This is a genomic window from Leifsonia sp. AK011 (assembly GCF_013410945.1).
Classification (GTDB): domain Bacteria; phylum Actinomycetota; class Actinomycetes; order Actinomycetales; family Microbacteriaceae; genus Rhodoglobus.
This window is the reverse complement of sequence record NZ_JACCCH010000001.1, coordinates 1,142,025-1,168,617: the sequence shown is the minus strand read 5'-3', so window position 1 is coordinate 1,168,617 and position 26,593 is coordinate 1,142,025. Positions and strand designations below refer to the sequence as shown.

The following is a 26,593-nucleotide window of genomic DNA, read 5'->3' as shown; positions in this document are numbered from 1 at the left end:
CTATATAGCGGGGTACCGACACGACGGTAACCCTAGATGTAGTGGGCGTGTCGTCCACAGACTGTGCATAAGTTCGCGCAGTTATGCACAGATTCCACACCCTAGCGACGGCTACCGACGCGCCAGGAGCGGCGTCGGAACGCGGCGATAGGCTGGTGATCTTGTGAAGAGTTACCTTGACCTGTTGAGAACCCCCGGAGTTGCGCGCATCATCGCCGCGCAGCTCACCGCGCGGTTCCCCGGAGGCATGCTCTCGCTGGCCTACCTGCTGCACGTCGAGCGCGTCCACAACTCCTACGGGGCGGCCGGCCTCGTCCTCGCCGCGACGAGCATCGGGCAGGCGATCGCCGGCCCCCTCACGAGCCGCTGGATGGGTGTGTGGGGCATGCGCAAGGTGCTCATCCTCACGCTCATCGTCTGCACGGGCGCCATCCTCTCGATCGCGATCTTCCCGATGAGCGTTCCGATGTACATGATCGTGGGCTTCATCGGCGGACTGAGCACTCCCCCGATCCAGCCAGCCGTGCGCACGATTTACCCGAAGATGGTCAACTCGCGGCAGCTCACCCCGCTGTTCTCGCTGGATGCCTCGGCCCAGGAGATCATCTGGGTTGCGGGCCCCGTCATCACGACCCTCATCGCCACCCAGATCTCGACGCAGACGGCGATCTTCGTAGCTGCGGCCTTCCTCATCGGGGGCGGCATCTGGTTCATCTCCTCGCCCGACGTCGGCAGGGTGCGCATCCCGAGGAGCAAGCGCTCGTTCGGCACGGTACTCACGCGCAGGCCCGTGCTCCTTGCCACGATCACGGGCTTCCTGCTCGTCGGGGCGTGCGCCGCGATCGAGGCCGGCGTCGTGGCCGTGTTCGGGCATGGCGGGCCTGAGGCCGGCATCGTTCTGGGCATCTGGGCGATCGGGTCCCTCGCGGGAGGTCTCTCGCTCGGTCACGTGCCGATCGGCCCGTGGGCCCTCGCACGCCGCATGTTCCTCGTCTTCGCGGGTATGGCCCTCGCCTCGATCTGGCTCGACTTCTGGTGGCTCGCCGGTGCCCTGCTCATCGCCGGCATCGGCATAGCGCCGGCGCTGGCCGTGATCTTCGCGATCGTGTCATCGAGCGTGAAGTTCAGCGACACGGCGGAGGCCTACGGATGGGTCGGTACGGGCCAGCTCATCGGTGCGGCCATCGGGTCGGCTATCGCCGGGTTCCTCATCGACGCGAACGGCGCCATCGGTGCCTTCTGGGCAGCGATCGCCTTCGCGTTCCTCGGCACGCTCGTGCCGACCCTGCTGCGCCGGTGGCATCCCGACCTGCGCGGGCGGGATGCCAGCCCCATCCCCGACACCGCGCCGGTGCCCGTCCAGCCGAGCTAGGCCGCGAGAGCCCGCAGTGGGCTCAGCGCCTCGTGCAGGTCGTGCATCTGGTTCAGGGCCGTGTGGAGGATCGAGTCGTGCTTGTCCTCCGGGTGGAACTGCCCGTCACGCACGTGCTGCGCCACGAAGTTGATCTCCACATTGGCTCCGGTCTTGACGAGTCCGAGCGTGGTGAGCACCTGCTCGAGCGCGGCCGCGCCTCGCGTTCCCGCCGAGACGCCGCCGTAGCTCACGATCGAGACGGGCTTGTGCTTCCACTCCTGGGCGAGGTAGTCGAGCGCGTTCTTGAGCACGGGCGAGTAGGAGTGGTTGTACTCGGGGCTCACGAGAATGAAGCCGTCTGCGGCATCCACCCGCTCGCTCCACGCGATCGTGTGGGGCTTGGTGTACGCGCGGCGTGCCGGGTGCGCTGGCTCGTCCATGAACGGGAGCGCGAGTTCGGCCAGGTCGACGAAATCCACACTGAACCGATCGGATGACGCGGCGCGCTGGTGCACCCACTGTGCGATGGGGAGGCCAACCCGACCCGGACGAACACTACCGACGATCACCATGAGCTTCATGTGACAAGTCAACCATTCGCGGGGGCCGGAACATTCCGAGCTCAGCGCCGTCGCACCCTCGCGAGGATGCTGCGGCCGGCCACCACGATGGCCGTCACGTCGCTCGCCCGGAAGCCGTAGAACGCGCTGAGTCGGAACCCGAAGTACCGACGCAGCCAGACGATGTTGACGAACCCGGCGAGCACGCTGCCGAGCAGGGCCGCAAGAGCCGCACCGATCGCACCGAGGGTGGGCGCGAGCAGCACCACGACGGCGAGGTTCACCACGAACCCGACGGCGAGTGCGAACGCCCGGAGCCCTGGACGCCCGCGAGCGCTGAGCCCGACGCCCGCAATCGATCCGGGATTGCCGAGCACGACTCCCACGAGCAGGATCGCGGTCGGCAGAACGGCACCGTCGAAGTCCGCACCGAAGAGGAAGGGGATGCCCCAGACACTCAGTATCCCGACGGCGAGCGCGATGACAGCTGTGACGATGGTGGACGTGCGTGACGCGAGCGCGAGGCGGTCATCCTGGCTCGACTCCGACTCGGCCGAGAACATGACGTCGCGCATCGCGCTGTTGAAGACGAGCGGCAGTTCGCTGATGCTCACGGCGACGACGTAGAGGCCGAGGGCCACCGCGGAGGACAGCGGCAGCAGGATCGCCTGGTCGAAGCGGGCGAGCAGGATGCCGATGAACGAGCCGATCCAGATCCTCCCGCCGAACGACAGCATGCCGAACGGTGCTGCCTCCACCGCTGCGCGCGCTCTCCGGCGTATACCTGCGGGAAGCGCGACGTAGGCGATCGCCCCGACGAACGAGGTGAGCCCGATGACGACGGTCGCCGTGAACTCGGTCAGCGTCCCCGTCACCGCGAGCACGACGATCGCCGCGAGGCGGAACACCGCGGCCACGATGCGTTCCGTCGTGATGAGGCCCCACAGGTGGAGGCCCGCGGCGAGCCCACGGAGACCGCTGAGGAGCAGGCTCGGCACGAGGGCTATCGCGGCGATGCGGATGAGTGCACCGACATCCGCGCTCCCGGCGGACAGCACGGGTGCGAGGAGCACGATGCCCGCGGTTCCCGCCACTCCCCCGAGGGTGAGCCAGGCGAGCCCGCGCAGAACCACGGTGCGCATCGGGCCAGAGCCGCGGCCGACGAAGTGAGTGATCGCCTCCGGCATGCCGAACGTGACGATGCCGAGCGCGAGCAGGAGCGGCGCGGTCGCGGCTCCCAGTTCGCCGCGCCCGGCCACCCCGAGAGCCTGCGCGAGGATCGGCGCGGTGACGAACGCGCTCAGCGGCGGGAAGACGTTGCCGAAGAGCGAGACGAGCACCCGCTGGCTGGTGCTCCCGGACTGCGAGGCGTCCGTCACGGCGTCCGCCCCCTCATGAGCGCGCGGTAGATCGGTGCGAACAGCGGGCCGGCACAGCGGATCCACAGGGCCTTGAGCGCCGTGCGTCGGTCGAGCGGGAGGATGCCACGAGCCTCGCCCACACGCACCCTCACGTCGAGGCCATCCACCATGGCCGTCGCGCGCTCGTGTCGCAGTGCCCACTGGGTGTGCGTCGGCACAATAGCGAACCAGTAACGGAACAGTGTGACGAGGGGGGCAGGCGCGTCCCCTGCCGTCTCGATCACCGCCAGGGCAGAACGCGCGAGATCCCCGAGATCGACGCCCCCGCCCGCGCGGGTGATCGACCCGGCCCGCTGCACATAGGTGTATGGGGTGCCCGGGATGCGTCGCACGACCGCCGCCGCCGACACTGCTGCGGCGACGAACGGCAGGTCGGAGAGGGAACGCTGGATCGGGAACGGCGTTGCGAGACCGCGGCGGACGAGCTTGTTCCACAGGTAGCCCGTGAGTTCGCCGCGGAGGACCGCCTCGAGCGCCTCGAGCCCCGTGAGGTCGTGACGGGTCGGCACGTCGTCGATGGTGCGCACCGGGCAACCCGCTTCGTCGACCACCCGCGCCCCGCACACGACGATATCGGCCCCGGGGTCGACGGCCGCGACGAGTTGGCCCAGCATGCCGGCATCCCATCGGTCGTCGGGGTCCGCGAACCAGAGGTACTGCCCCGTGGCCTCCGCGACCGCGCGGTTGCGGGATGCCGCGACTCCACGGTTCTCGGGATTGTGGAGCACCCGCACGGCGGGTCGCTCGGCGGCGAACGCGTCGAGGAGGCCGGGGGTGGCATCCGTCGACCCGTCGTCGACGAGCAGGAACTCCGCGTTCGGGTAGTCGATGGCCGCGAGTTGTCGGAGCGCGGTCTCGACACGGGCGGCGTCGTCGTGGAACGCCACGACGACGCTGACCATCGGTGCGGCGGGACTAGACAGCGGGGTCATCCGATCCGGCGGAAGGCTCGGTCGTCGACAGGATTCTCCTGCGGATTCGGCGCTCGCTCGAGCCCCGACTCGCGTAGACGTAGGTGAGGGTCAGTACGACGAGCGCGATGATCACCGCGAGGTAGCGCGAGGTGCCGTAGTAGAAGAGCCGGTCGACCTCGAGGATGCCGATACCGAGGCTGCAGTACGCGAGGATCGCCATGAGACGCCCGCGGGATGCCACGATCGCCACGATGCTGATCGCTGCGGCGATGAACACCCAGAACACCAGGCCCCCGAGCCCACCGAAGGCGGTGTTCGGCACGAGGAGGCCGGAGACGTTGTTGAACTCGGGGTTGGAGAGGGACTGCAGGCTGTTCGCGAAACGGTTGGCCTCGACGGCGGCGGGCCCCAGGAGGGACGTGTAGAGATCACCCTGGAAGAGGTAGGCGATGTTCAGGTCGGACTCCGCCACCTGAGACTGGAGCGCCGCGTTGTTGATCGCGGTCGCGTAGTACCCGAGCAGGCGTTGCCACGCGAAGTCGGCGATGCCGCCATCGAAGCGCGACGCGTAGTAGTGCAGCCACGACCGGGTGTACTCGAAGACGCCGAAGAACACGACGAGACTCAGCCATAACGACACGTAGGTCAGCACGACGGCGAACGCGTTCTTGAAGAAGAACGGTGCTTCGCGTCGGAGGATGAGCCAGGCGATGCCCACACTCACGAGCACCTCGAGCACAGCGAGCCTCTCGCTGAACAGGAGTGCGCGCGCCGCCGACGCCACGAGGAGAGCGAGCACGAGCGGCCACGCGCTCCGTCCCGTGAGCTTGCTGCGGAGCACGGCCAGCGGGCCGACCAGGATCCCCAGCTGCGCCCAGGTGGTCACGCCGCTGACCGGTTCGAGGTAGAAGGCCTTCAACCGGTAGGGCGCCGAGGACTCGCCCTGCAGGAGATCCCCGATCAGCGCGAAGTCCATGCCCCGCGCGATGCCGAATGCGAGCCACGCGGCGTAGGCCGCGAAGGTGATCCAGGCGAGCACGACGGTCGAGATCTCTACCCAGCGCACCTGGGCATTCGTGACACGCAGCTCGCTCGAGCGCGTGACGAGCGGGTGCAGGGCGACGAACGTGCCGAGGATGACCGCGGAGTAGAGGATGGCGAGCAGCTTGATGTCGCCGGTCACGAACATGGGCTGACCCCAGAGCATCATGTACGAGTCATCCGGAACCGTGAGCGCTGCCACGAGCGCGGGAAGCGGCAGCAGCAGGAGCAGACCGAGGGGCGACCATGCCCAGTGCATGAGCACGGGGATGACGGTCACGGCCTGGCGTTCACCACCCCTCGCGGTCGCGTCCGTGGACGGCAGTGGGGTGGTCGGTCTCGTCTTCGTAGCGACGCTCATCGGTCCACCGCGGTCATCGTGGTTGAAGTACCGAGGGTGCGGTTCATGATGCCCTCCGCCCTTCCGAGTCCCACGTGCCATCCATCGCCCAGAGTGAACCTACGGGGCTGGCGAATGCCGAGCGCGAAGCCGCCGAGCACCGCTGCCCAGCGCCGACGGGCGCCGTAGTTCCACTCCCTGAGGATATGGCCATAGCCGCGCCCGTACGCGCGCAGCTTGCGCTGCCGCTGCGCGCGGTCGAGCCCCTCGCTCTCGGGGACACCCTCCACCACAAGGTCGGGATCGAACTGGATGCGCCCCCCAGCCCTGCCGAGACGCAGGAGCAGCTCCGTTCCCTCGCCGCTCTGCCACGGTGTCGACGCGCCAGAACCGAGGGTCTCGTCGAAACCGCCGCTCGCCGTGAAGGCGTCGGACCGCACAAAAAGTGCCGGTTCCATGGCCGCCCAGACGTTGTTCTTCGCCAGTGGCAACAAACCCGCCTCAACGTGAGTCCGCGCGCCGTGCGCGTCTCGGTACTGGCCGGCGAACGCCTCGACTCCGTCCCTCGGGCGGAAGCGCTCGAGGGCATCGGGTCCGAGCCGGGAGGTGTCGTTCGGGAAGAACAGGTAGTCGGCTTCGCCCCGCACCGCGGCCGCGGCCGCATTGCGTCCCCGCGAAAGTCCGCGAGGTGACGTGACCACACGGATATCGAGCCTGTCGCGGTGCGCATCACACACGTCCGAGACTCCGCTCTCTGGGTCGTTGCTCTGGTCGCAGACCGCCACCACGAGCGGGGGCCGGGTCTGCGCGGCGAGGTCGCCGAGGAGTGCAGCGAGGGCATCGACACGACCGAGCGTGGAGATGACCACCGCGACTGTGGCGCGGGTTGGCGGGACAGTCACGGGGATGTCGGCACCGCCGGGCCCCGCATCATCCAACCGGGAGTCCCGCCCGCGCGGGACCGGTGACGGCGTCGAGCAGCTGGTCGGCCGAGCGCTCCCACGAGAACCTCGAGGAGACCTCGCGGAGCCCCTGGTGCTCGCCACGCGGCTCGGTGTCCATCACGAGGCGCAGCACACCGGCGATGCTCGCGGTGCTCAGCGGGTCGAAGTACGTTGCGGTGCCGCCGCACAGCCAGCGGAAGACCTCGATGTTCGACAGCAGGAGAGGCGACCCGCACGCCGCCGCCTCGACCACCGGCAGACCGAAGCCCTCGGCGAGGCTGCCGAAAACGGTGGCCCGGGCGTTCGAGTAGAGGTCGACCAGTTCGTCGTCGCGCACGTACCCCGCACGGATGACGCCACTCGGCCATTCGACGTCCGATCCACTGAAAATACTGCTGCCCGAGCCCACAACAACCAACGGAAGGGCGCGCTTCTGCTCGTCCGACATGGCGTCGTACGCCTCGACGATGCGCGGGAGGTTCTTGCGGGGATCCATGCTCCCGACGACGAGCAGGTAACCGGCAGGCACGAGCTTCAGGCGCTCGAGAAGGCCGGACTGGGTCTCCTTGCGGCTCAGGAAGATCTCACTCGGGGCATTCGGCACGAGCACGATCTCCATGCCGGGGCGCGCGCGCCGACGCACCTCCTCGGCCATGGGTTCGCTCACGACCGCGATCTTGCGTGCGAATCTCAGGTGCGCTCGCAGAAGAGTCGCCTGAACCGCGGCGAAGAGCGGGGAGAACCACTCTGGGTTGGTGAGTGGGAACAGGTCGTGGACCACCACGACGTGGCGAGGGTGCACGAGGGGTGCCCGCGCGGTGAGGCTCACGAGGGTGCCGCGTCGGGTCGTGAACGGGAGGATGAGCTGGACCCAGAGCCACCGCAGCGCGCGGCTGCGGATCCACGAGGGGACGAAGACGGGGATGACGGTCGACTGCGCGCTGATGCGGCGCGAGATCTCGGTGGCGAATCGTTGCTGGCCGGTGACCCGCTGGCCGACGAAGGCCATGTTCAGGTAGATGGGTCGTTCGCTCATCGCACGGCCCCCACCGCACGCTGGGCTCGCGAAGCACGACGGCTTCGGGCAAGGAAATATCCCACGATTCAGGTCTCCTTTGACATGGCACGCCCTGGGGGGTTGGGCGCCTCAGCCGATGGGGGTCGAGAGCAGGACTGTCAAACGGCTGTGTTTCTCCAGTTGATCGCTATCGTAAGCGAGCGAGCGGGCTTCTGCCAGACCACGGAGCACATTTGTCCTGCAAAACGACAATCGCTCGCTGATCACCACGAAGCACCCCCATCGGTCGACACCCGGAAGTCGCCGTCCACCCACGCCCACACCGTGTTGCCGTTGCGCAGGAGAGACACATCCGTGGGAGCGGTCTCAGTCAAGTAGCATCCGGTACGCACGGGTTGCTCGAGGCCGAGGGGCACGGGCACCACCTGGATCGAGACGCCGTCGCATCCGGCCGATCCCCAGACCGCGAGGGTGTGGTTGCCTGCAGTGGGAGCCGCGCTGAGAAGGCCGGGCACCTCGAGCGTTGCCCAGGTGCCTGTCGAGCCGCTCCACTCGGCGACCATGTCGTCGCACACGACGGTCGTCGCCCCCTCCCGCGAGACGGCCTGGCGGGGTTCCGGGCAGGGGGCCGTCACCGGCTGGCCCTGGAGGTGCACGACGTCGGCGGCATCCCGGTCCAGGTAGCGGAGGAGGGTGACCGCCTCCGGCCGGGGTTCCCAGAACTCGCCGCCCGTGAAGGAGGCGAACCCACTGACGGCACACGTGTCACCGGCGCGCGCGACCACCCAGATCGTGTCGGCGTCCACGACCTCGAGTGCGAGCACCTGACGGGCACGCATCTCGGTTGTCACGAGAGTCGACCAGGCAACCCCACCGTTGGTACTGAACTCGATCACGGCATCGCTGCCCTCGCACGAACCCAGGGTCGAGCGCCAGATCGTCACGCCATCGACGGTCGCGATGTAGCGGTTCTGGGCGGCAAGCGCCGCGGGAGGAGCGGTCTGCTCCGGCTCGGGAGTCGGCACGTCGGGGATGCCGAAGCTCGGGATCGGACCTCCCGCGGTCGCCTCGGCCTCGGCGATGCGCGCGACCGCGAGGGCGATGAGAACGGCGTCGACGACGAGGAACAGTGCGACGAGGACAAGCACGAGAACCCTGCGAGCCGATGATGATCCCTGCCCGGAGAGCCCTCGCGCCCTACTCGGCACGCGCGCCGTCCGCTGCGGCCACCACGGACACGAGCGTGGTCACCGCAGCGTCGATCTCGGCACCGACGCGGTCGTAGACCGATTCCTCACGACGGAACGGGTCGTCGAGATCGTCATCGGCCGGGTTCACGAGGGGTGGCACGACTCCACGCCTGGCCGCGACGGCTCGCACCAGTTCCGGCCCGCGCTCGGAGCCATCCGGCAGCTCGTCGAGCGTGGTGGAATCGACGGTGGTCGCCAGCCGTGCGAACTCACGAAGGGTGAACGTGCGGCGGGATGCGATGGGCTGGAGTCTCGCGACATCCGCCCTATGCTCGCGCGTTGCCGTGAGAACGAGGTCGGCGTTCGCGATGAGGTCGGCGGTGAGAACCTGCGATCGGTGGGCGCGGCCGTCCACTCCCAGCCGCGCCGCAACGGCGAGAGCCTCGTCGGTCATCGGCTCCCCTGGCGTCGCGATGGTGCCTGCACTGATGACATCGACGCGGTCACCGAGGCGATCGGCGAGCAGGAGGGCCATGAGCGGGGAGCGTGCGATGTTGCCGCTGCACACGGTGAGCACGGTGAATGCCGACTGCATGGTCACGCCGCTCCAGCCTTCGCCACGACGCTCGAGTACACACGACCACCGTGTCGGGCACCGGTGCCGTGGATGCTGCGGACCGGCGGCACGCTAAGGAGCGGGTATCTCCTCGGCGGCAGCTGTGCCGGAACCGTACCCATAGTAGCCATAGCGCCCATAGCCGTAGGCGTCGGGTCCCTTCGAGGGGAGCATCGTGATGACGATGCCCGAGGCATCCGCCCCGGCGTTGCGCAGGGACGTGAGAACGCCCCGCACCTGGTTCTTGTGCGTGCGGCCCGCAGCGACCACGAGGATGACGCCACCGACCTTCTTGGCGAGGATCGCGGCATCCGTCACGGGAAGCAGCGGGGGTGCGTCGAAGATCACGGCATCGAACTTCTCGAGCACGTAGTTGACGAGCTTCTGCATCGCCGCCGAGCTGAGGAGTTCGCTCGGGTTGGGCGGCACCGTGCCAGCGGGGAGCACCGAGAGCGAACCGGAGCCCCACGGCTGGATGACGTCGGTGAGCTTCGCCTTGCCGATGAGCACATCGGTGAGGCCGACGGCCCCCTCGAGCCCCATGTAGTCGGCGACCTTGGGGCGGCGGAGGTCCGCATCGATGAGCAGCACACGCTTGCCCGCGTCCGCCATGGAGATCGCGAGGTTCGCCGACGTCGTGCTCTTGCCCTCCTGCTCGACTGCTGACGTCGTCACGAAGGCCTGCGACGGGCGCTCGATGTCGAGGAACTGGAGGTTCGTGCGCAGCGATCGGAACGACTCGGCCCGCGGGCTGCGCGGATCCTCGTGCACGATGAGGGGTCGCTCGACGGCCCGAGGGTCGAAGGCGATACCACCGATGATCGGGATGTCGGTGAGGGCCTCGATGTCCCGCTCGTTGCGGATGCGCGTATCCAGCACTTCGCGCAGCACGGCCGCGAGGATGCCGATCACGAGACCGATGAAGATGCCGAGCGCGATGTTGAGCGGGATGTTGGGGCTCACGGCATCCGTCGGCACCGTGGCCTTCTGCACCCGGGTGAGCTTCACGGGCGACAGGCTCTCGCCGGTGGACTCGATCTCGCGCACGACAGCCGACAGGCTCTGCGATGCCGCGTTGGCGATGTTCGCGGCACGGCGCGGGTCGGTGTCGGTCACCGTGATGGTGATGAGTGTCGTATCGAGCGGCGACGACGCGCTGATCTGGAGGGCGAGTTCCGCAGCCGAGATGTCGAGACCGACGTTGTCGATCACCGAGTCGAGCACGATGGGGGTCGTCACGAGTGACGCGTAGGTCTTGACCCTGGCCTGCGTGAAGTTGTTGCCCTGCACGAGATCCTGTGGGGTCTCACCGGCCTGGGTGGAGACGAAGACCTTCGACGATGCGCTGAACTGCGGCGTCTGCACAAGGGAGATCGTCGCAGCGATACCGACGGCCACGAGGAAGCTCAGGGCAATGAGAATCCAGCTGCGCCGGAGCACACGGAAGTAATCGCGAAGCTCCACGATGAACCCTTTCCGCTGCACGCCAGTCATGACATGGTGTCATAGATCGCGGGGCGCTCCCGTCACATTGCGCTCGCCGCCGGGGCATCCCGTAGCGTGGTGGGATGCTCGCCACCTACCACTGGGGCAGTTCCGGCCCGCGCATTCTCCTCGTTCACGGGCTCAGTTCGTCCGCGGAGTCGTGGTGGCGGGTCGTCGAGGAACTCGCGCCTCACGCGCGACTGACCGCGGTCGATCTTCGCGGCCACGGCTCCTCCCCCGCGGGCGAGCGGTACACGGTGGCGGACTACGCCGCCGACCTTCCCCGCGAGGACTGGGACGCGGTCGTCGGGCACTCGCTCGGCGGCGCCGCCGCCGTGGTGGCCGCCTCCCAGCCAGGCTTCGCGCGATCCCTCGTGCTGCTCGATCCCGTGCTCGAGGTGCCGGAGGCCGAGTTCGAGGCGGTTGCGGCCGACCAGATCGCCGAGCTGGCCCTGGATGAGGCATCCATCGCCGAGGCCAAGCCGCACTGGCACGAGCGCGACCGGGCAGCGAAGCTCGCGGGCGTGCGCGCGGTGGTCCCGGATGCCGTCGGCCGCACCTTCACCGATGCCGGCGAGTGGAACGTGGTCGCCGAGGCCCGCGCGCTCGCGGTGCCGACCCTCATCCTCTCCGGCGACCCCGCCGTGTACACGATGCTCGACCCCGAGCTCGCGCGATCACTCGCCGAGTCGAATCCATCGATCGAATACCGCGTGATCACCGGCGCGGGCCACTCGCCACAGCGGGACGTGCCCGAGGTGACCCTCGACGCACTCCGCGAGCGACTGCTGGGTCACCAGCGCGAGTGAATCGCCTCACGGAAGTAGCGGTCGTAGAGGTCGCGCACCTGCGCGGTGAACTCCGGCGTGAGACGAGCAACCGAGCCTGCTGACGCGTTCGACTGCGCTTGGCGCACCGTGCGCGCGCCGGGGATCACCGTCGTCACGCCCGACAACTGGGCAAGCCACGCGAGTGCGGCAACCGGCGGCGTGAGCCCCTGCGAATCGGCGAACTCCGCGAACTCACGGGCGGCGGCGACCCCGGACTCGAAGTCGACACCCGAGAACGTCTCGCCCACGTCGAAGGCCTCGCCCTGACGGTTGAAGGTGCGGTGGTCATTCTCGGCGAAGACCGTGTCCTTGGTGTACTTGCCGCTGAGCAGGCCCGAGGCGAGGGGCACACGGGCGATGACCGCCACGCCCGCCTCGAGGGCGGCGGGCAGCACCGCGTCGAGCGGCTTCAGACGGAAGGCATTGAGGATGATCTGCACGCTCGTGACGTTCGGTCGCGCGATGGCCAGGAGCGCCTGCTCAACGGTCTCGACGCTGACGCCGTAGCGTGCGATCGCGCCCTCCTCGACGAGGGTGTCGAGCGCGTCGTAGGTGCGGTCCTCCACGTACACGGCCGTGGGCGGGCAGTGGAGCTGCACGAGATCGAGCGTGTCGCGCTGGAGGTTGCGGCGCGAGCGGTCCGTCCACTCGCGGAAGTTCGCCATCGAGTAGTTCTCCGGGACCTGGTCGAGACGGCGGCCCATCTTCGTGGCCACGAAGATGTCGAGGTCGGAACGGTCGGCGAGGTAGCCTCCGATGATCTCCTCGCTCCGGCCGTCCCCGTAGACGTCTGCCGTGTCGAAGATCGTCACGCCGGACTCGACGGACGCGTCGAGGATGGCACGGGCATCCGCCTCACTGACGTCCCCCCAGTCGGCGCCGAGCTGCCAGGTTCCGAGTCCGATGACGGAGATGTCGCGGCCGAGCCGCGAGGTGGTGCGAGTGTCCATGGGTTTACGGTAACCGATCACGGGCGGTCGATCGGCGCGTGGTCAGCCGATGACGGAGACGAGCTTCCTGGCCAGGCGCGACCTCACAAGATGATCGTTGGCATCGACCTTGTGCATGGTCACGTGGCGCATCTGCGCGATGATGCGCAGGGTGCCCGGGGCGATGAACTGGTCGAGCGTGCCGTAGACGACATCGATGGGCACCGACACCCGCGAGATGTCAGAGACGGTGGTCTGCGATTCGATGCAGTTCTTGAGACTCAGGATGAACGCATTCCAGTTGCGGTCGGTGACCTCGAGCACCGAACCCAGGCGCATAAGCCGGGAGAGCGCGGAGGCCGTCGCCATCGTGAAGTCGCGGTTGGCCCGGAGGAACTCGTAGGCACGCAGGTAGAGGCCGACCTGCGCCCGGGCGACGGGGTCGCTCAACTCCGAGGGCGAGAGGTAGACGGGAGGGCTGGCGAGCACCAGCCGGGAAACATGGCCGGGGTTCTGTGCCGTGTAGCGCGCGGCGAGAAGGGCACCCAGCGAATGCCCGACGAGGATGAACGGCGCTCGGAGCCTCAGCGAATCGATGGTGGCCCTGATGGATGCCACGTGCTCCTCGATCGTGTACGTGGCATCCGGCGGCGCCGGAGACTCACCGAACCCCAGCAGATCGAGGCTGATGCAGCGGTACCGGTCATCCAACTGAGGGAGGACGCGGCGGAAGGTCGCGGCGGACGATGCGATGCCGTGGAGCAGGATGATGACCGGCCCCTCCCCCACGTCTGCGGCGATATGGAGAAGGGGCGGTCGCGTGCGGCGGAACGTCGAGAGGAAACGACGTAGCCAGCCCATGCACCGAGAGTATCGCTGCGTCAGTCGCGCAGCTCCTCCTTGTACTCGTTCTTGGCCTCGGTTGCGTCGCGGTCGGCCTCTGCCTTGCGCAGCTCCGCCTCCTTGCGCTTGACCTCGGCATCGGCCTGAATCTCGTCGACCTTGTCTGCGACACGCTCCTTGGTGTCGTCCACCCACTCGCCGACCTTCTTGCCGGTTGCCTCGGCTGCGTCCTTCGCGTTGTCCAGCAGACCCATGGTGTCCTCCTTGTGGTTGGTCACGGTGTCGATGCCGACCCGGTGGTCGGTTCTTTGACCCTATTACGGGGGACATTCCCGTGGAGCGGATACACATGTTCCTGTCAGGGATCGCGGAGAACGCTCACAGGACGGCTACCCGGTATGACGCCCGAATCGTTGTAAACGTTGGGTAGCGCGTGCCACCCGCACGACTTAGCGTGATGACCATGAGGCGCATTCTGATTCTTCCCACGGCCCTGGTGCTCGCCACCCTCGCGCTGTCGGGATGCACCGCGGGAAGCTCGTCCGATATGGGCGTTCGCGACGCGGGCTCCGGCGCGAACCCCGAGAAGATGTCGGAGGAGGGAGCCGCTCTCGATACGGCGGCGAACCCCGAGGCATCCGCCGACCGCGAGGTGATCGTGACCGGGTGGCTGACGGTGACGGTGGAGGACCCGCTTGAGGCATCGTCCGAAGCCATCAAGATCGCCGAGTCGGTAGGCGGCCGCGTGGACGGTCGTGACGAGACCGCACCCACCGAGGGTGACCGGGGCAGGGCAACCCTCACCCTGCGGCTGCCGGCGGACGACCTCACCGAGACACTCGACAAACTCAAGGCCCTCGGCGAGGTGCAGGAGCTGTCGCTCACATCGAACGACGTGACGATGGCAACGCAGGATCTCGACGCGCGCATCAGCGCCCTGAGCGCCTCGATCGACCGACTCGAGGCCCTCCTCACGACGGCAACCGATACCGACAACCTCATCGCACTCGAGACCGCCATCTCCGACCGCCAGGCGCAGCTCGAGAGCATGGAGGCCGAGCGGCGTTACTACGCCGACCAGGTGTCGCTGTCGACCGTCACGCTCAACCTCGTCTCCGTCGCCGACGCACCCGTGCAGGAGCCGATCACGTTCCTCGACGGCCTCGCGGCCGGCTGGAACGCGTTCGTCGGCTTCTTTGCCGGCCTCGTCGTCGTCTTCGGCGTGCTGCTGCCGTGGATCGTGTTCGCAGCACTCATCACGGGCGTTGTGCTGTTCATCGTGCGGTGGCGGAAGCGTGCGAAGGCTCGCACCGCGGATGCCGCGGCCGGGGCATCCACTCCCGTGGAATCGTGAGTTGCCCACTTCGGCCGGTCTGATTCGATCTGCACTGGCCGAAGTGGGCAAGTCACGGAGGAAGAACTAGGCGAGCTTGGGGTTCTCGCGGTCGTCGGCCATCGCGAGGTAACCGCTCAGGCGGGCGATGAAGTCGTCGTCGGGACGGTAGGCGGGGTCGGCGAGCGCCTTCTCGTACTGGCCCTCGGCCTCCTGGATCGCGTCATCGATCTCGAGCACCGCGAGTGCGTTGCGCTGCTGGGCATCCAGGGCGACCAGGAAGGCGATCGCGCGGTCGATGTCTGCGGGGCCGGCGTAGATGTACTCGGACATGAAGTTCCTCTCGAGAGCGTGCATCCCCACATTAGGCCAACGGGCCTGTGCGGATGCACGCCGCCGGGCTACTCCGCGAGCATCTCCTTGACCATCGGCACGACCTTCGAGCCATACAGTTCGATCGAGTGCATCATCGTCTCGTGCGGAAGGGACCCCGCCGAGTACTTGAGGTCGAAGCGCTGCACGCCGAGGGCCTTGATCTTCGTCGCCATCTTGCGCGCGACCGTCTCCGGCGAACCGAGGTAGAGCGCTCCGTGCTCGATCTCGTGGCGGAACTCGGCGATGTCCATGGGAGGCCAGCCGCGCTCACGGCCGATGCGGTCGCGCATTCCGCGGTACGGCTCCCAGAACTGCTCTGCCGCCTCCTCGTCGGTGTCGGCAACGTGACCGGGAGAGTGGACCGCCACCGGCAGGTCGGGCTTCTCCATCTGGGCAAGGGCGCGGTGGAAGAGCTCCACGTAGGGCGCGAACCGCTCCGGGTCGCCGCCGATGATGGCCAGCACGAGCGGCAGGTCGTACCGTGCTGCTCGCACGACGGACTCGGGACTGCCACCGACTCCGACCCAGGTGCGGATGTGTCCGCCCTCCGTCCGCGGGTACACATTCTGGTCCTGGAGCGGGGTGCGGAAGCTGCCGCTCCAGGTGACCGGCTCCTCCGTGATGAGCTTGCTGAAGAGGTCGAGCTTCTGCTCGAAGAGTTCCTCGTACTGGGCGAGATTGAAGCCGAAGAGCGGGAACGACTCGGTGAAGGAGCCGCGACCGAGGATGACCTCCGCGCGGCCGTGGGACAGGGCATCCACCGTGGCGAAGCGCTGGTAGACGCGGATCGGGTCGTCGGATGAGAGCACGGTGACGGCGGAGCCGAGGTGGATGTTCTTGGTCTGGGTGGCGATGCCCGCGAGCACCGTCTCCGGTGCCGAGATGGCGAAGTCCTCGCGGTGATGCTCACCAACGCCGAAGAAGTCGAGGCCGAGCTCGTCGGCGAGCACGCCCTCTGCGACCACGTTGCGGATCACCTGCGCCTGGCTGATGGCCGAGCCATCCGGCGCCAGCGTCACGTCTCCGAAGGTGTCGAGTCCGAACTGGACCTGCTCTGCCATGATCTTCCCTTGCTTCGTTTCTATGCGTACGCATGATTCAACCGACGCAACCGCGGAGTATTCCCGCGCCGGGATGCACACATTCTCGCGGACGCGCCGCGTGACGTCACCCCTGAGCGGCGTGTCCCGGGGTTCGTGTGCAGATCGCTACGCGGGCCACCCGTGCTGCGTCGCGACGAGCGGAAGCTGCTCGTGGAGCTTGGCGCTGGCCTCCGCCGCGAGCGGGTTCGTCGAGACCCCGTCCTCCGACACGAGCTTGCCGCCCACGTAGACCTGCTTGAGGTTGCGCAGCCCACACGCGAGCACGTAGTTGGCGACGGGATGCCACAGCGGTCCGATATCGGGGCGACGCGGGTCGACCACCAGGAAGTCGGCGAACTTGCCGACCTCGAGACTGCCCACCCGATCGTCGATACCGAGGACCTTCGCGGAGCCGATCGTGTGCAGGCGCAGCATGAGCTCCGGGCTCATCGTGTTCGGGTCGCCCGTGGCGGCCCGCTGCTGGAAGATGCCGATCCGCATGTTGCCCCACGGGTCGGCGACGTCGGTGCAGGCCTGGTCGTCGAGCCCGACACCGACCGTCATGCCTGCCTTCAGGATGTGCGGCAGGTCGGCGTTGCCGCTCGCGAGCCGACCGTTGGATGCCGGTTGCCACGACATGCCAGAACCCGCCTCCGCGGCGCGGTCGATGATCTCGGGCGTCGTCTGGATGAAGTGGCCGAAGATCAGGTCCGGCCCGAGCACGCCGGCCTCGGCGTACCACTCGAACTTGCTGCGTTGCACGTCCACCGCTTCACGCGTCTCGAGGAAGTGCGCCTCGTTGATGAGTCCGAACCGACGCATGGCCTCGAGCTCGAGCTCGGCCGCGTCTCGCCGTGGTGACCACTGCACCGCGCCGAACACCGCCGACTTCAGTCGCAGGCTCTGATCGGCGGCGGCGTCGTGGGCCACGACGGCCGCCAGGCGCTCGAAGATCTCGTCGTCGGTGCCGACCGTGACATCCATGCCGACAGCGTTGATGTAGCGAATGCCCGCGTCGGCCTTCGCGTCGGCCTGCCGAGTGAGGTACTCGAGCGGGCGCAGTTCGCCGCCGCCCGTGCGGGCGCCCGCGATCATGGGCTCCCACGGCAGGCGGGGGTCGGTGAAGTCGAACGCGGTCGTGACGCCGTTGCCGAGGAAGTCGAGGGAGCCGTGCAGCGTGTTCCAGTACATGAGGTCGGGGCCCACGTTGGCGAAGAAGCCGAGCATCGAGTCGCACCAGCCGTACAGGGTCTGGTCGACGCCGAGACCGCGAGTCGCGCTCGTGAAGAGGTGACTGTGCGCCGAGACGAAACCCGGGGCGACGAACTTGCCCTCGACATCCAGCACCTCGGTGCCGGCGGGAACGGATGGCGGGGTGCCCGTGCCGCGGCTGGCGATGCGTCCGTCGTCTCCGACGAGCAACCACGAGTCGGGAACAACATCGGGCCCGTCGTCGACGGGAATGAGCAGGGCGTTGGTCACGAGCAGCATGCGTTCATTCTGGCGTGCCCACGTTGCGGCCTCGTAAACCCCCACGAGAAGCCACTTCCGGGCAAAATTCCCCTCCCGACGGGCTGTAAGTGGCTTGTCGCGGGGGTTGGTTGTGCGACGCTCGACTCATGAGAACCCTCTCGCCGCCGCAGTTCGCCGGTGCCACCTCACTTTCCGCTCTCGCCGGATACGTGGATGCCATCGCCTTCATCTACCTCGGGGGCTTCTTCGTCTCCTTCATGAGCGGCAACACGACCGTGGGCAGCGTCGAACTCGTGCAGGGCGGCGACTGGGGCACCGCGTTCGCGATCGTGGGCGCCTTCGTCGTGGGAGTCATGGCCGGCACGGTGGTGTCGCGCGCCCGGAGCGGCTCCGCAGCGTGGGTGCTGTCCCTCGTGGCGGTGTTGCTGCTCGCGGGCACGCTGCTCTCCGGGACGGGCATCCCTATCGTTTTCCCGGCTCTCCTCATTTCGGCGGGCATGGGCGCCGTGAACACGGTCTTCGCGCGCGACGGCCAGCCAGCCTTGGGCCTCACCTACATGACCGGGGCGCTCGTCAAGATGGCGCAGGAGCTGGTCAGCGCGTTCACCGGCGGTAGCCGAACGGCATGGTTGAGGCAGTTCGCCCTGTGGCTCGCGATCGCGATCGGTGCGATCGCGGGTGCCGCTGCCTACGGGTGGCTGGGCATCACCGCGATGTGGCTGGCCGTCGCGGTGGCAGTCATTGCGGTGGTCGTGACCGCAGCTTCCCGGCGCCGCACCCGTTAGAGTCGTCCGCATCTCCCGCCGGCGCCTGATGTTCGTGCAGCTGAAAACGGGCTACGACACCGATCGCGGGCCATCGTGGATCTGCTGGGTGGACTTTAACAGGACCTGGAACACGGCGCGTTTCCACGGCAAGGAGCTCCGCCGGTTCCGCACGGCGGACGCCAACTTCTACGACGTCGAGACCGAGGAAACGTATTGGCTCTCGGGACCGAAGAAGGATCGCACCGATCTCAGGTATGGGCCGGGTGCGCCGGTGATCGACGAGGACGCTCGGGCCGCCTACGAGGAACTGCTCGCCGGCGGCTGACGGTCACGAATTAGCGGTCGCGGCAAGTGCGTCAACGACCAAGCGGAGGGCCGGGCGCACCGCGTTGCCGGTGCGGAGGGCGATGACGATGGCGCGGTCGGCGAGGGATGCCACGGGGCGGGCAACCACGGGCATCCGACGGTCCACGGCGAGCTCGGGCAGCACCGCTACCGAACCGGCCTCGGCGACGTGGGCGAGCATCACGCCGTAGCTCGAGAAGCGGCCCGCCACCCGTGGTTCGAAGCCGGCGAGCCGGCACTCCCGCGGGACGAGGTCACCGAGGTAGGTGCCCTCGTGGTCGAGGGCCCAGCGCTCCCCCGCGAGGTCGGCGAGCGCGACGCGCTCGTGGGCAGCGAGCGGATGCTCGGCCGGTAGTACCGCCATGAGCGGGTCCGACGACAGCGGGATCACGGTGAGGGAGGGCGACATGAGGGTGCCGTCCGCTTCGTCGACGGTGACGACGAGATCGAGGCGACCCTGGTGCACCGCGGTCACCGATTCGCGCGGTTCGATCTCGAGGAGATCCACGGTGAGGCGTGGGTGCTCCGCTGCGAGACGCTGCACCGCGGGAATCAGGAGCGAGGAGAGGGAACTCGCGAACCCACCCAGGCGCACATGGCCGACCGGTTCGGTCGCGACATCCGTCAGCTCAGACTCGATCGCGTCCATATGGTCGAGCAACTCGCGCGAACGCTCGACCAGGAGCAGGCCCGCCGGCGTGAGGCTCAGCGCACGACCGCTGCGCTCGAAGAGGGGCACGCCCGTCTCCGACTCGAGCACGGCGAGCTGCTGCGAGACCGTCGAGGGGCTCAGCACGAGCTCGTCGGCCGCCGCGCGGACGGTTCCCGCGCGGGCGAAGACGTCGAGAATCCTGAGCCGCCACGCGTTGAGCGCCACCGTGCCTCCTGTTCGGTATCTCCGCACAGACTAGCTATGAAACCCTCATGGACGCGCACAGGTGCGGCTCGCTACCGTCGTCCCATGACCGACAACTTCTGGCGTGACGCCGGCGCCCACGTTCTGCGCTACGGTGCGACCTTCGTGCCCGAGATCATCACGCGAGCCGAGGGCAGCTTCGTCTACACAGAGGGTGGCCGTCGCATCCTGGACTTCACGTCCGGCCAGATGAGCTCGATCCTCGGTCACTCGCACCCCGACATCGTCGCGACCGTGCAGCGCGAGGTCGCGACCCTCGACCACCTCTACAGCGGAATGCTCTCGCGGCAGGTCGTCAACCTCTCCCGCCGGCTCGCCGAGTCGCTGCCCGATCCCCTGAACAAGGTGCTGCTGCTCACGACCGGTGCCGAATCGAACGAGGCCGCGATCCGCATGGCCAAGCTCGTCACGGGCAAGCACGAGATCGTCTCGTTCGCTCGCTCCTGGCACGGGATGACGGCTGCCGCAGCAGGAGCCACCTACAGCGCTGGCCGTAAGGGCTACGGGCCGACGGCGCCCGGCAACATCGCGATCCCGGTCCCTGATCGCTTCCGCCCCGACTTCGTCGACGAGAACGGCGAGCTCGACTGGCGCAAGCAGCTCGACGTCGCTTTCGCGCTCGTGGACGCCCAGTCCACCGGCAGCCTCGCCGCGTGCATCATCGAGCCGATCCTGTCGTCCGGCGGCATCATCGAGCTCCCCCCGGGCTACCTCGCGGCGCTCAAGCAGAAGTGCGAGGAGCGCGGCATGCTCCTCATCCTCGACGAGGCGCAGACGGGGCTGTGCCGCACGGGCGACTGGTACGCGTTCCAGCGCGACGGGGTGGTGCCCGACATTCTGACGCTCTCGAAGACTCTGGGCGCTGGGCTTCCGCTCGCCGCCGTCGTCACCTCCGACGAGATCGAGCAGGCCGCGTACGAGCGCGGTTTCCTGTTCTTCACGACGCATGTCTCCGACCCGCTCGTGGCAGCGGTCGGCAACACCGTGCTCGACGTGCTCGAACGGGACGGTCTGGATGCCAGGGCTCGCGATCTCGGCGCCTACCTGCGCAACGGTCTCCTGGCCATCCAGGAGCGTCACCCCATCGTCGGGGATGTCCGCGGCCGAGGCCTCCTGCAGGGCATCGAACTCGTGGTGGACCGGGATGACCCGGCCAGCTCTGATGCGCTCGGCGCTGCCGTCACCCGCCGCTGCCTCGAGCTCGGGCTCCACATGAACATCGTGCAGCTGCCGGGCATCGGCGGAACGTTCCGCATAGCACCATCGCTCACGAGCACGGAGGACGAGCTCGACCTCGGCCTGGGGATCCTGGACCAGGCGATCGGCGAGGCGGTCGCGGCATCCGTTTAGCGTGGCGCTCTGCACACGATCGGGGCGCCGCGCCGGGGCCGCGGCACCGTGAACAGCGTGTCACAGCGAGCGTGTGCATCCGCCCACACGACGCCCCGACGAGACCCACCCGAAAGCTCGCTTAGTCTTTAGCCATGCCCCTCACCGTGCTCATCCCGTGGCGCCCGCAGCCGTCGCGGGTGAACGCGTTCGACGCCGTCGTGGCGTGGTACCGCGAGAATCTTGGCGACGTCGATATCCGAACTGTCGATTCCGACGACGAGGTGTTCAACCTCGCGCGCTGCCGCAACCTCGGAGTGGCCAGCATCCTCGACCCGAACAGCGTCGTGATCATCAACGATGCCGACACCATTCCCGAGCTGGATGCCCTCCTCGAAGCCATCGACCACGCGGCCACCTCCGGCCGCGTACACCTGCCGTACACGCAGTACAACTGGCTTGGCGCGAAGGGTACGGAGCAGCTCCTTGCAGGCAAAGCTCCCCATCGTGCCGACCACGAGGTCGTTCACGGCGCGTGCTCCGGCGTCTACGTCACGACCCCCTCCACGTGGTGGAGCCACGGCGGCCAGGACGAGCGCTTCCGCGGGTGGGGATTCGAGGATGCCGCGTGGTACCTCGCCCACGAGACCCTCCTCGGTGAGCCTCCGCGCCGCCACCAGGGTCGCGTCTTCGCCCTCCACCACGTGCCCGAGCTGCGCGAGGGTCCGAACTACGACGCCAACGCCGAGCTCATGGAGCGCTACCGCGAGGCCTCGGCGAGCGCCGAGGCGATGTCTCAGCTCGTGACGGCGGACCGTGCCCGGTTCGCGCCTGGCGCGTAGCGCAGGGACTCGGACAGCGCGTCGAGGGCGGCTCGCGGCATCCGCAACGCCTGCTCGACGGCCCCGGCGAGTTCGGTGACGGTAGCGGTGTTGGGCGCGAGCGCGACCCCGTAGCCGTTCTCCTCGATGGCGGCGGCGCCCGCGAACTGGTCGGTCGAGAACGGCAGCACCACAAGCGGCACCCCGAACGTGAGCGCCTCGGTGACCGAGTTGTTGCCCCCGTGAGTGACGGTCGCCGCGGCCGACCGGAGCAGGGTCACCTGCGGGAGGAAGCCCCGCACGAGCCAGTTCGGCGACACCGCACCGAGGTCGTCGGGCGACGCCGACCCGGTCGCGATCGCCGCGCGCACGCCGAGCTGCCTCAGGGCGTCCGCCACCCGCCCGAGCACGTCGCCGCGCACGGAAAGGAAACTCCCGAAGCTCACGTAGACGAACGGCTCGTCGGACGAGTCGAGCCAGGCCTGCACCTCGTCGTCGACGGGCTCCTCACGCACGGCGGACCCGAGGAAGACGTGCGGCGGCAACGGTCGCGTGGCCGGTGACAGCTCGCCCGGGTAGTTGTAGAGCACGAGGTCACCGTGCTCCTCGAAGGCGCTGGGCGACGGCGGCAGGTGAGGTGCCAACTCGGCGAGCGCCCCGTTCCACTCGGCGGTGAACGACGCGCTGACCTCGTCACACAGGGCGCGCAACGACGCGAGCTCCGCAGCGCTCGGCGTGAACGCGGCGGGCCACGCTGGCGGGAACCCGTACACCTCGTCGCCGACGGGAAGAGCCGAGGGATGCCCGAGCACGACGTCCGCGTAGGCGACGCCCCCCGCGACCATCGCCAACCGGGCGCTGAACGCGAGGTGATCCACGATGATCGCATCGGGCTGCACCTCGTCGATCACCGCGAGTACTGCCCTGGCCGTCTCGACCGGCTGCCACATGAGGTCGGTGAGCCGGGCGCGGGCCTGGAACTCGAGGGTCTCGATCATGCCGTGGTGCGTCGCGTCGAAGAAGCCCCGGAGCGCGTCATCCTCGCCCTTCGGCTGGTCCTCCGGCTTGATCGTGCCGGGGTTCGATCCACGACCGAGCCGCAGCTCGACGCGCTCGAATCCGAAGGAGTCGACGATGGCTGCGGTGGCGGTCCCCGTCGCCACGACAACTCGCTCACCGGCATCCCGCCAGGCGGTCGCAAGGGTTGCGAGCGGGAAGAGGTGGGAGGCGTAGTCGGGGCTGATGACCAGGAGCGTCACCGGACAGGCACCTCGAGGGTCTCGCGCTGGTGGTCACGCTCGGCCTCGGCGACCTGGTCGTAGACCGAGGAGAGAGCGACGGCCATCGCCTGGATGGTGAAGCTCGCCTCGACGGTCGCGCGTGAGCGGGCCGCTCGCTCGGGGCCATTCTCTGCGGCGGCAGCGTCGAGCGCGGTCGACATCGAGTCACCGAGTTGAACAACATCCCAGGTCTGGGTGAGGAACCCCGTCACGTCGCGCTCGACATAGGTTGCCGGCCCGCCGCCATCGGGTGCGACCACGAGGAGCCCGGTCGCCATCGCCTCGAGGAGCGCGATGCCGAACTCCTCCTTGAGGCTGCCGCACACGTAGACTCCGCGCGGCGCGGCAAGTCCGGGCACACCGAAGCGTGCGGCCGCGACCCAGCGCGCCACCGTGTCGTTGGGTTTGTGCCCCGGGAGCAGGAGCCCGGCGTTGGCACGGGACTCGCGGGGGACGATCGCGTCGATGAGGTCGAGCTGCTCAAGCTCGTCGGCAGACGGCGACTCGAGGTCACCGCCCACGATGAGCAGGTTGGCACGGTCCTGAAGCACGTCGGCCCACGCCTCCACGATCGTGGCCATGCCCTTCACGCGGTGCAGCCGACCGACGCTCACGATGATCGGCAGGGACCGCCGCTCCTCCGGAAGGGTCTCGAGCAGTGCGGTGAGCTCCGCGAGGGCAGGAGTGGGAGCGCCGCCCGCGGCGAAGGTGGATGCCTCGGCGACCGACGCGTCGACAACACCCAGGTCGATGCCCTCCGGCACGATGCTGTGGCGCTCGGGATGCTGCGTGATGTCGATGCCCACCAGCTCAAGCATGTCGCGCTGGAGGTCGGGTCGCGGGAACAGCACCGTGTGCGCTGCATTGGCCGCGAGCCGCTGCACGAGCCTGCTGCGGAACCAGAAGTGCTCCTGCTCGTCGACATCACCGAAGTTGTCGCGCGTGAGGCGACCCGAGTTGCCGAGCGAGTTGATCACCGCGTGCGGGTCGGGCGCGACGGTGAAGACCACGGGGATGCCCAGCTCGCGCGCGACGTCCACCGCAGCGAGGCTGCCGACGTCGGCCATGCGCAGGTGCATCACGTCGACCCCACCGGTCGCCTTGAGTATGCGACGGATGCCACGGCGAGCGGTCACGCGCAGGGGCCACGCCGCGGCTGCCGACACGGGCTCGCTCAACAGGGGTATGCGGCCGAAGCCGTGGCCACGCGTGAGGGGAGGTAGCTCGATCGCGCTCGCGAGGGCATCCTCGACGGTGCCGCGCGACAGGGTGACGACCTTGGAGACGTTGCCGGGGCCGGCCACGAGCGCGTCACCGAGTCGGACGAGGAGCGTCGCGATCCCGCCGTTGTCGCCTTTGCCCGCCTGCTCCAGGCGGGCATCGATGTCGGCGTTGAGGAAGAGCTGTGCGACCGTGAGCCCGTCACGATCGCCCGCGGGTCGCCAGGTGGAGGCGAGATCGAGGAGGGCGAGCTGGGCGATGGGCGCGAGCTCGTCGTCACGCTTGACGATCGTTTCGAGGGCGTCGCTCACCCCGGCATGGCCGGGCCGCTGCCCGAGCGCGGAGATCGCCGAGGTGCGAACGCGGGCGTCCTCGCCCCGGTCCAGTGCAATCGTGATCAGCACGCGACGCGCGAGGCCCCTGCGCACGAGGCTGAGGGTCTCGACGAGCCTGGCGCGCTGCACAGGCTCGTGCACACCGAGCAGGGCACCCTCGAGGCCGACCCCGATGAGGTTGGATGCCGTGGCCGACCACTGCTCGAGGGTGCGCTGGGCGAGCATCCCCGTGAATCCGCCCTCCGCCACCATCGCGATGAGCCTGCCGACCGCGTCGAAGCGCGGAAGGCGGAAGCCGATCACCCAGGCCGCGTGCTCTCGAATGAAGGCACGCTCGCTCGACAGCAGGCGCCCCAGAAGGCTCACGGCCTCGTCGTCGAAGATCTGCCCGAGCGCATGGACCGCAGCGATCGCCGCGAGCTGGTCGTCGCCGTTCAACGTCTGCGTGAGTACGCGGAGGGTTCGCACTCCCCCGTTGCGGCTCGCCTCGAAGGCCAGGTCGTCCGCGAGCCGGAGTGCGTCGATGAGTCGATCGGACTCCTGGATCGAATCGAGAGCAGTCTGGATCCCCACGACGTACGTCCTTTGCTCAGAAACCCCGTGATGCTGGGGTAGCCCACTCATTATGGTTCACTCGACTCCATGGGCACAGGGTCTGGACATACGGTGTCCATTGGCGATATTGGCGTTGTCGACGGCATGATGCACATCGGCGACGAGGCGATGTTCGAGCAGTTCCTCGACCAGGCGAGGGCCAGGGGTGTGAACGACGTCGTGGCGATCTCGTCGAACCCTGCCGAGACGACGGAGCGCTACGGCATCCGCTCGATCGCCCGGTTCGGCCTCACGGGGTCGCGCGACGAGATGCTCGCGCGCGCGAACCTCGTTCTGGCGGGAGACCTGCCGGCGGATGACCCGGCCCACGAGACCCTCGACGCCATCGCCGCCGCACGCAGGGTCGTCGTCACGGGTGCGGGGAATCTCGCCTCGACCTGGCCCGTCCACATCATCGAGCACTGGCTGATCGCGATGCTGGCCGACCGCGCCGGCGTGCCGTTCGTGATCACGGGCCAGACGCTCGGCCCCGAGCTGACCGCGTCGGATGCAGCGCTCCTGAGCGAGATGCTTGACACCGCAGCACTCGTGGGGGTTCGGGAGGGGGCATCCTTCCGCCTTGCCGACACGCTCGGGGTTCCCGAGGAGCTGCTCTCGCAGCAGGTGGATGACGCGAGCTTCCTCGCGATCGACCGCCCGACCCCCGACCCCGGGTCCTCGCCGTACTGCCTCGTCTCGCTCTCGACACATGTCGGTGCCGCCGACAAGGACGCCTTCCAGGGCGCCGTCGCCGCGCTCCTCGACGACATCGCGGCGCGCGGACTCGACATCGTCTTTCTCGCCCACTTCGGTCCGATCGACGGCGACCCGCTGCGCGGTGACGTCGTCATGCACGAGGCGGTGCGCACCCGGATGACGGCACCCTCCCTCGTCGAACCCACTGGCACCTCGACCGAGGCCGCCTGGCTCGCCCGCCGCGCCTCGCTCGTGGTGAGCAGCCGCTACCACCCCGCCGTCTTTGCGGCGGCAGCTGGAGTACCAACCCTCGGAATCGCGGTCGACGAGTACACGACCGTGAAGCTCACCGGTGCGCTCGGAGCGTTCGGCCAGTCCGGGGTGATCAGCTCGGCAGAGCTCCTTGCGGGAGAAGCGCCGGCGGCGGTCGCCCGCGTGCGGGCCGAAGGCGGCACCCGCGGAAACCCCGAGAAATCAAGGATGTGGTGGGATCGTGTCGTGGGTGATTAGACGCCGCGACTCACCAAGTCAAGGGGTGTTG

Annotated in this window: 26 protein-coding genes; 8 read left to right on the top strand and 18 right to left on the bottom strand. The window is 68.4% G+C overall.

Annotated features, from left to right (window positions below):
* Window positions 1-163: 163 nt before the first annotated feature.
* Entirely contained in the window at window positions 164-1,372 is a 1,209-nt protein-coding gene (locus HDC94_RS05795; RefSeq protein WP_179495733.1) for an MFS transporter, read from the top strand.
* Here HDC94_RS05795 and HDC94_RS05790 read toward each other — a convergent pair.
* From HDC94_RS05790 to HDC94_RS05750, 9 genes are all read right to left on the bottom strand, one after another.
* Window positions 1,369-1,935 carry an NADPH-dependent FMN reductase gene (locus HDC94_RS05790; RefSeq protein ID WP_179495731.1) on the bottom strand — a complete coding sequence of 189 codons (567 nt, stop codon included), beginning with the start codon at window positions 1,933-1,935 and terminating at the stop codon, window positions 1,369-1,371. The two genes, HDC94_RS05795 and HDC94_RS05790, sit on opposite strands and share 4 nt — an antisense overlap.
* 41 nt (window positions 1,936-1,976) lie before the next feature.
* Entirely contained in the window at window positions 1,977-3,293 is a 1,317-nt protein-coding gene (locus HDC94_RS05785; protein WP_179495729.1) for an oligosaccharide flippase family protein, read from the bottom strand.
* The gene (locus tag HDC94_RS05780) at window positions 3,290-4,267 is read right to left on the bottom strand and encodes a glycosyltransferase family 2 protein (protein ID WP_179495727.1); all 978 of its coding nucleotides are present in this window, start codon (window positions 4,265-4,267) and stop codon (window positions 3,290-3,292) included. The genes HDC94_RS05785 and HDC94_RS05780 overlap by 4 nt, the downstream gene beginning before the upstream one ends.
* Complete coding sequence (locus HDC94_RS05775; protein WP_179495726.1) at window positions 4,251-5,651, bottom strand: hypothetical protein; 1,401 nt, start codon at window positions 5,649-5,651, stop codon at window positions 4,251-4,253. Before HDC94_RS05775 ends, HDC94_RS05780 begins: the two co-directional genes overlap by 17 nt.
* The gene (locus HDC94_RS05770; RefSeq protein WP_179495724.1) at window positions 5,648-6,532 is read right to left on the bottom strand and encodes a glycosyltransferase family 2 protein; all 885 of its coding nucleotides are present in this window, start codon (window positions 6,530-6,532) and stop codon (window positions 5,648-5,650) included. The genes HDC94_RS05775 and HDC94_RS05770 overlap by 4 nt, the downstream gene beginning before the upstream one ends.
* 28 nt (window positions 6,533-6,560) lie before the next feature.
* Complete coding sequence (locus HDC94_RS05765; RefSeq protein WP_179495722.1) at window positions 6,561-7,610, bottom strand: glycosyltransferase family 1 protein; 1,050 nt, start codon at window positions 7,608-7,610, stop codon at window positions 6,561-6,563.
* A 245-nt stretch (window positions 7,611-7,855) separates the two neighbouring features.
* The gene (locus HDC94_RS05760) at window positions 7,856-8,740 is read right to left on the bottom strand and encodes a hypothetical protein (RefSeq protein WP_179495720.1); all 885 of its coding nucleotides are present in this window, start codon (window positions 8,738-8,740) and stop codon (window positions 7,856-7,858) included.
* 49 nt (window positions 8,741-8,789) lie between these two features.
* Window positions 8,790-9,377 (bottom strand): low molecular weight phosphatase family protein, encoded by a 588-nt coding sequence (locus HDC94_RS05755; RefSeq protein WP_257021772.1) that lies wholly within the window; start codon window positions 9,375-9,377, stop codon window positions 8,790-8,792.
* A gap of 93 nt (window positions 9,378-9,470) precedes the next feature.
* Complete coding sequence (locus HDC94_RS05750) at window positions 9,471-10,862, bottom strand: polysaccharide biosynthesis tyrosine autokinase (protein ID WP_179495716.1); 1,392 nt, start codon at window positions 10,860-10,862, stop codon at window positions 9,471-9,473.
* A gap of 104 nt (window positions 10,863-10,966) precedes the next feature.
* Between HDC94_RS05750 and HDC94_RS05745 the strand changes: the two genes are divergently transcribed.
* Window positions 10,967-11,692 (top strand): alpha/beta fold hydrolase, encoded by a 726-nt coding sequence (locus HDC94_RS05745; protein ID WP_179495714.1) that lies wholly within the window; start codon window positions 10,967-10,969, stop codon window positions 11,690-11,692.
* Here HDC94_RS05745 and HDC94_RS05740 read toward each other — a convergent pair.
* The 3 genes from HDC94_RS05740 to HDC94_RS05730 are packed head-to-tail and all read right to left on the bottom strand — an operon-like array spanning window position 11,677 to window position 13,739.
* Window positions 11,677-12,663 (bottom strand): aldo/keto reductase, encoded by a 987-nt coding sequence (locus HDC94_RS05740; RefSeq protein WP_179495712.1) that lies wholly within the window; start codon window positions 12,661-12,663, stop codon window positions 11,677-11,679. The two genes, HDC94_RS05745 and HDC94_RS05740, sit on opposite strands and share 16 nt — an antisense overlap.
* A gap of 42 nt (window positions 12,664-12,705) precedes the next feature.
* The gene (locus HDC94_RS05735; protein WP_179495711.1) at window positions 12,706-13,503 is read right to left on the bottom strand and encodes an alpha/beta fold hydrolase; all 798 of its coding nucleotides are present in this window, start codon (window positions 13,501-13,503) and stop codon (window positions 12,706-12,708) included.
* Between the two features lie 20 nt (window positions 13,504-13,523).
* On the bottom strand, window positions 13,524-13,739 hold the full coding sequence (locus HDC94_RS05730; RefSeq protein WP_179495709.1) for a hypothetical protein: 216 nt from the start codon (window positions 13,737-13,739) through the stop codon (window positions 13,524-13,526).
* A 209-nt stretch (window positions 13,740-13,948) separates the two neighbouring features.
* Between HDC94_RS05730 and HDC94_RS05725 the strand changes: the two genes are divergently transcribed.
* On the top strand, window positions 13,949-14,839 hold the full coding sequence (locus HDC94_RS05725) for a DUF4349 domain-containing protein (protein WP_257021631.1): 891 nt from the start codon (window positions 13,949-13,951) through the stop codon (window positions 14,837-14,839).
* Between the two features lie 66 nt (window positions 14,840-14,905).
* Here HDC94_RS05725 and HDC94_RS05720 read toward each other — a convergent pair whose 3' ends face one another.
* The 3 genes from HDC94_RS05720 to HDC94_RS05710 form a co-directional block, all read right to left on the bottom strand.
* Window positions 14,906-15,151 carry a hypothetical protein gene (locus HDC94_RS05720; RefSeq protein ID WP_179495707.1) on the bottom strand — a complete coding sequence of 82 codons (246 nt, stop codon included), beginning with the start codon at window positions 15,149-15,151 and terminating at the stop codon, window positions 14,906-14,908.
* Window positions 15,152-15,219: 68 nt separating this feature from the next.
* Window positions 15,220-16,254, bottom strand: a complete 1,035-nt coding sequence (locus HDC94_RS05715) for an LLM class flavin-dependent oxidoreductase (protein WP_179495705.1) — start codon at window positions 16,252-16,254, stop codon at window positions 15,220-15,222.
* A gap of 147 nt (window positions 16,255-16,401) precedes the next feature.
* Window positions 16,402-17,766 (bottom strand): amidohydrolase family protein, encoded by a 1,365-nt coding sequence (locus tag HDC94_RS05710; protein ID WP_179495703.1) that lies wholly within the window; start codon window positions 17,764-17,766, stop codon window positions 16,402-16,404.
* 128 nt (window positions 17,767-17,894) lie between these two features.
* On the opposite strand from HDC94_RS05710, the gene HDC94_RS05705 reads away from it, so the two are divergent.
* Complete coding sequence (locus HDC94_RS05705; RefSeq protein ID WP_179495701.1) at window positions 17,895-18,533, top strand: YoaK family protein; 639 nt, start codon at window positions 17,895-17,897, stop codon at window positions 18,531-18,533.
* A gap of 28 nt (window positions 18,534-18,561) precedes the next feature.
* Window positions 18,562-18,840, top strand: a complete 279-nt coding sequence (locus HDC94_RS05700) for a hypothetical protein (RefSeq protein WP_179495700.1) — start codon at window positions 18,562-18,564, stop codon at window positions 18,838-18,840.
* A gap of 3 nt (window positions 18,841-18,843) precedes the next feature.
* On the opposite strand, the gene HDC94_RS05695 is transcribed toward HDC94_RS05700, so the two are convergent.
* Window positions 18,844-19,737, bottom strand: a complete 894-nt coding sequence (locus tag HDC94_RS05695; protein WP_179495698.1) for a LysR family transcriptional regulator — start codon at window positions 19,735-19,737, stop codon at window positions 18,844-18,846.
* Window positions 19,738-19,821: 84 nt separating this feature from the next.
* On the opposite strand from HDC94_RS05695, the gene HDC94_RS05690 reads away from it, so the two are divergent.
* Both HDC94_RS05690 and HDC94_RS05685 read left to right on the top strand, forming a co-directional pair.
* Window positions 19,822-21,126, top strand: a complete 1,305-nt coding sequence (locus HDC94_RS05690) for an aspartate aminotransferase family protein (RefSeq protein ID WP_179495696.1) — start codon at window positions 19,822-19,824, stop codon at window positions 21,124-21,126.
* Between the two features lie 134 nt (window positions 21,127-21,260).
* Window positions 21,261-21,947 (top strand): hypothetical protein, encoded by a 687-nt coding sequence (locus HDC94_RS05685; RefSeq protein ID WP_179495694.1) that lies wholly within the window; start codon window positions 21,261-21,263, stop codon window positions 21,945-21,947.
* Here HDC94_RS05685 and HDC94_RS05680 read toward each other — a convergent pair.
* The gene (locus tag HDC94_RS05680; RefSeq protein WP_179495692.1) at window positions 21,902-23,185 is read right to left on the bottom strand and encodes a glycosyltransferase; all 1,284 of its coding nucleotides are present in this window, start codon (window positions 23,183-23,185) and stop codon (window positions 21,902-21,904) included. The genes HDC94_RS05685 and HDC94_RS05680 overlap by 46 nt on opposite strands.
* Window positions 23,182-25,335 (bottom strand): glycosyltransferase, encoded by a 2,154-nt coding sequence (locus tag HDC94_RS05675; protein ID WP_179495690.1) that lies wholly within the window; start codon window positions 25,333-25,335, stop codon window positions 23,182-23,184. The genes HDC94_RS05680 and HDC94_RS05675 overlap by 4 nt, the downstream gene beginning before the upstream one ends.
* A gap of 69 nt (window positions 25,336-25,404) precedes the next feature.
* Here HDC94_RS05675 and HDC94_RS05670 point away from each other — a divergent pair, with 69 nt between their 5' ends.
* Window positions 25,405-26,562, top strand: a complete 1,158-nt coding sequence (locus tag HDC94_RS05670; protein ID WP_179495689.1) for a polysaccharide pyruvyl transferase family protein — start codon at window positions 25,405-25,407, stop codon at window positions 26,560-26,562.
* Window positions 26,563-26,593 lie beyond the last annotated feature (31 nt).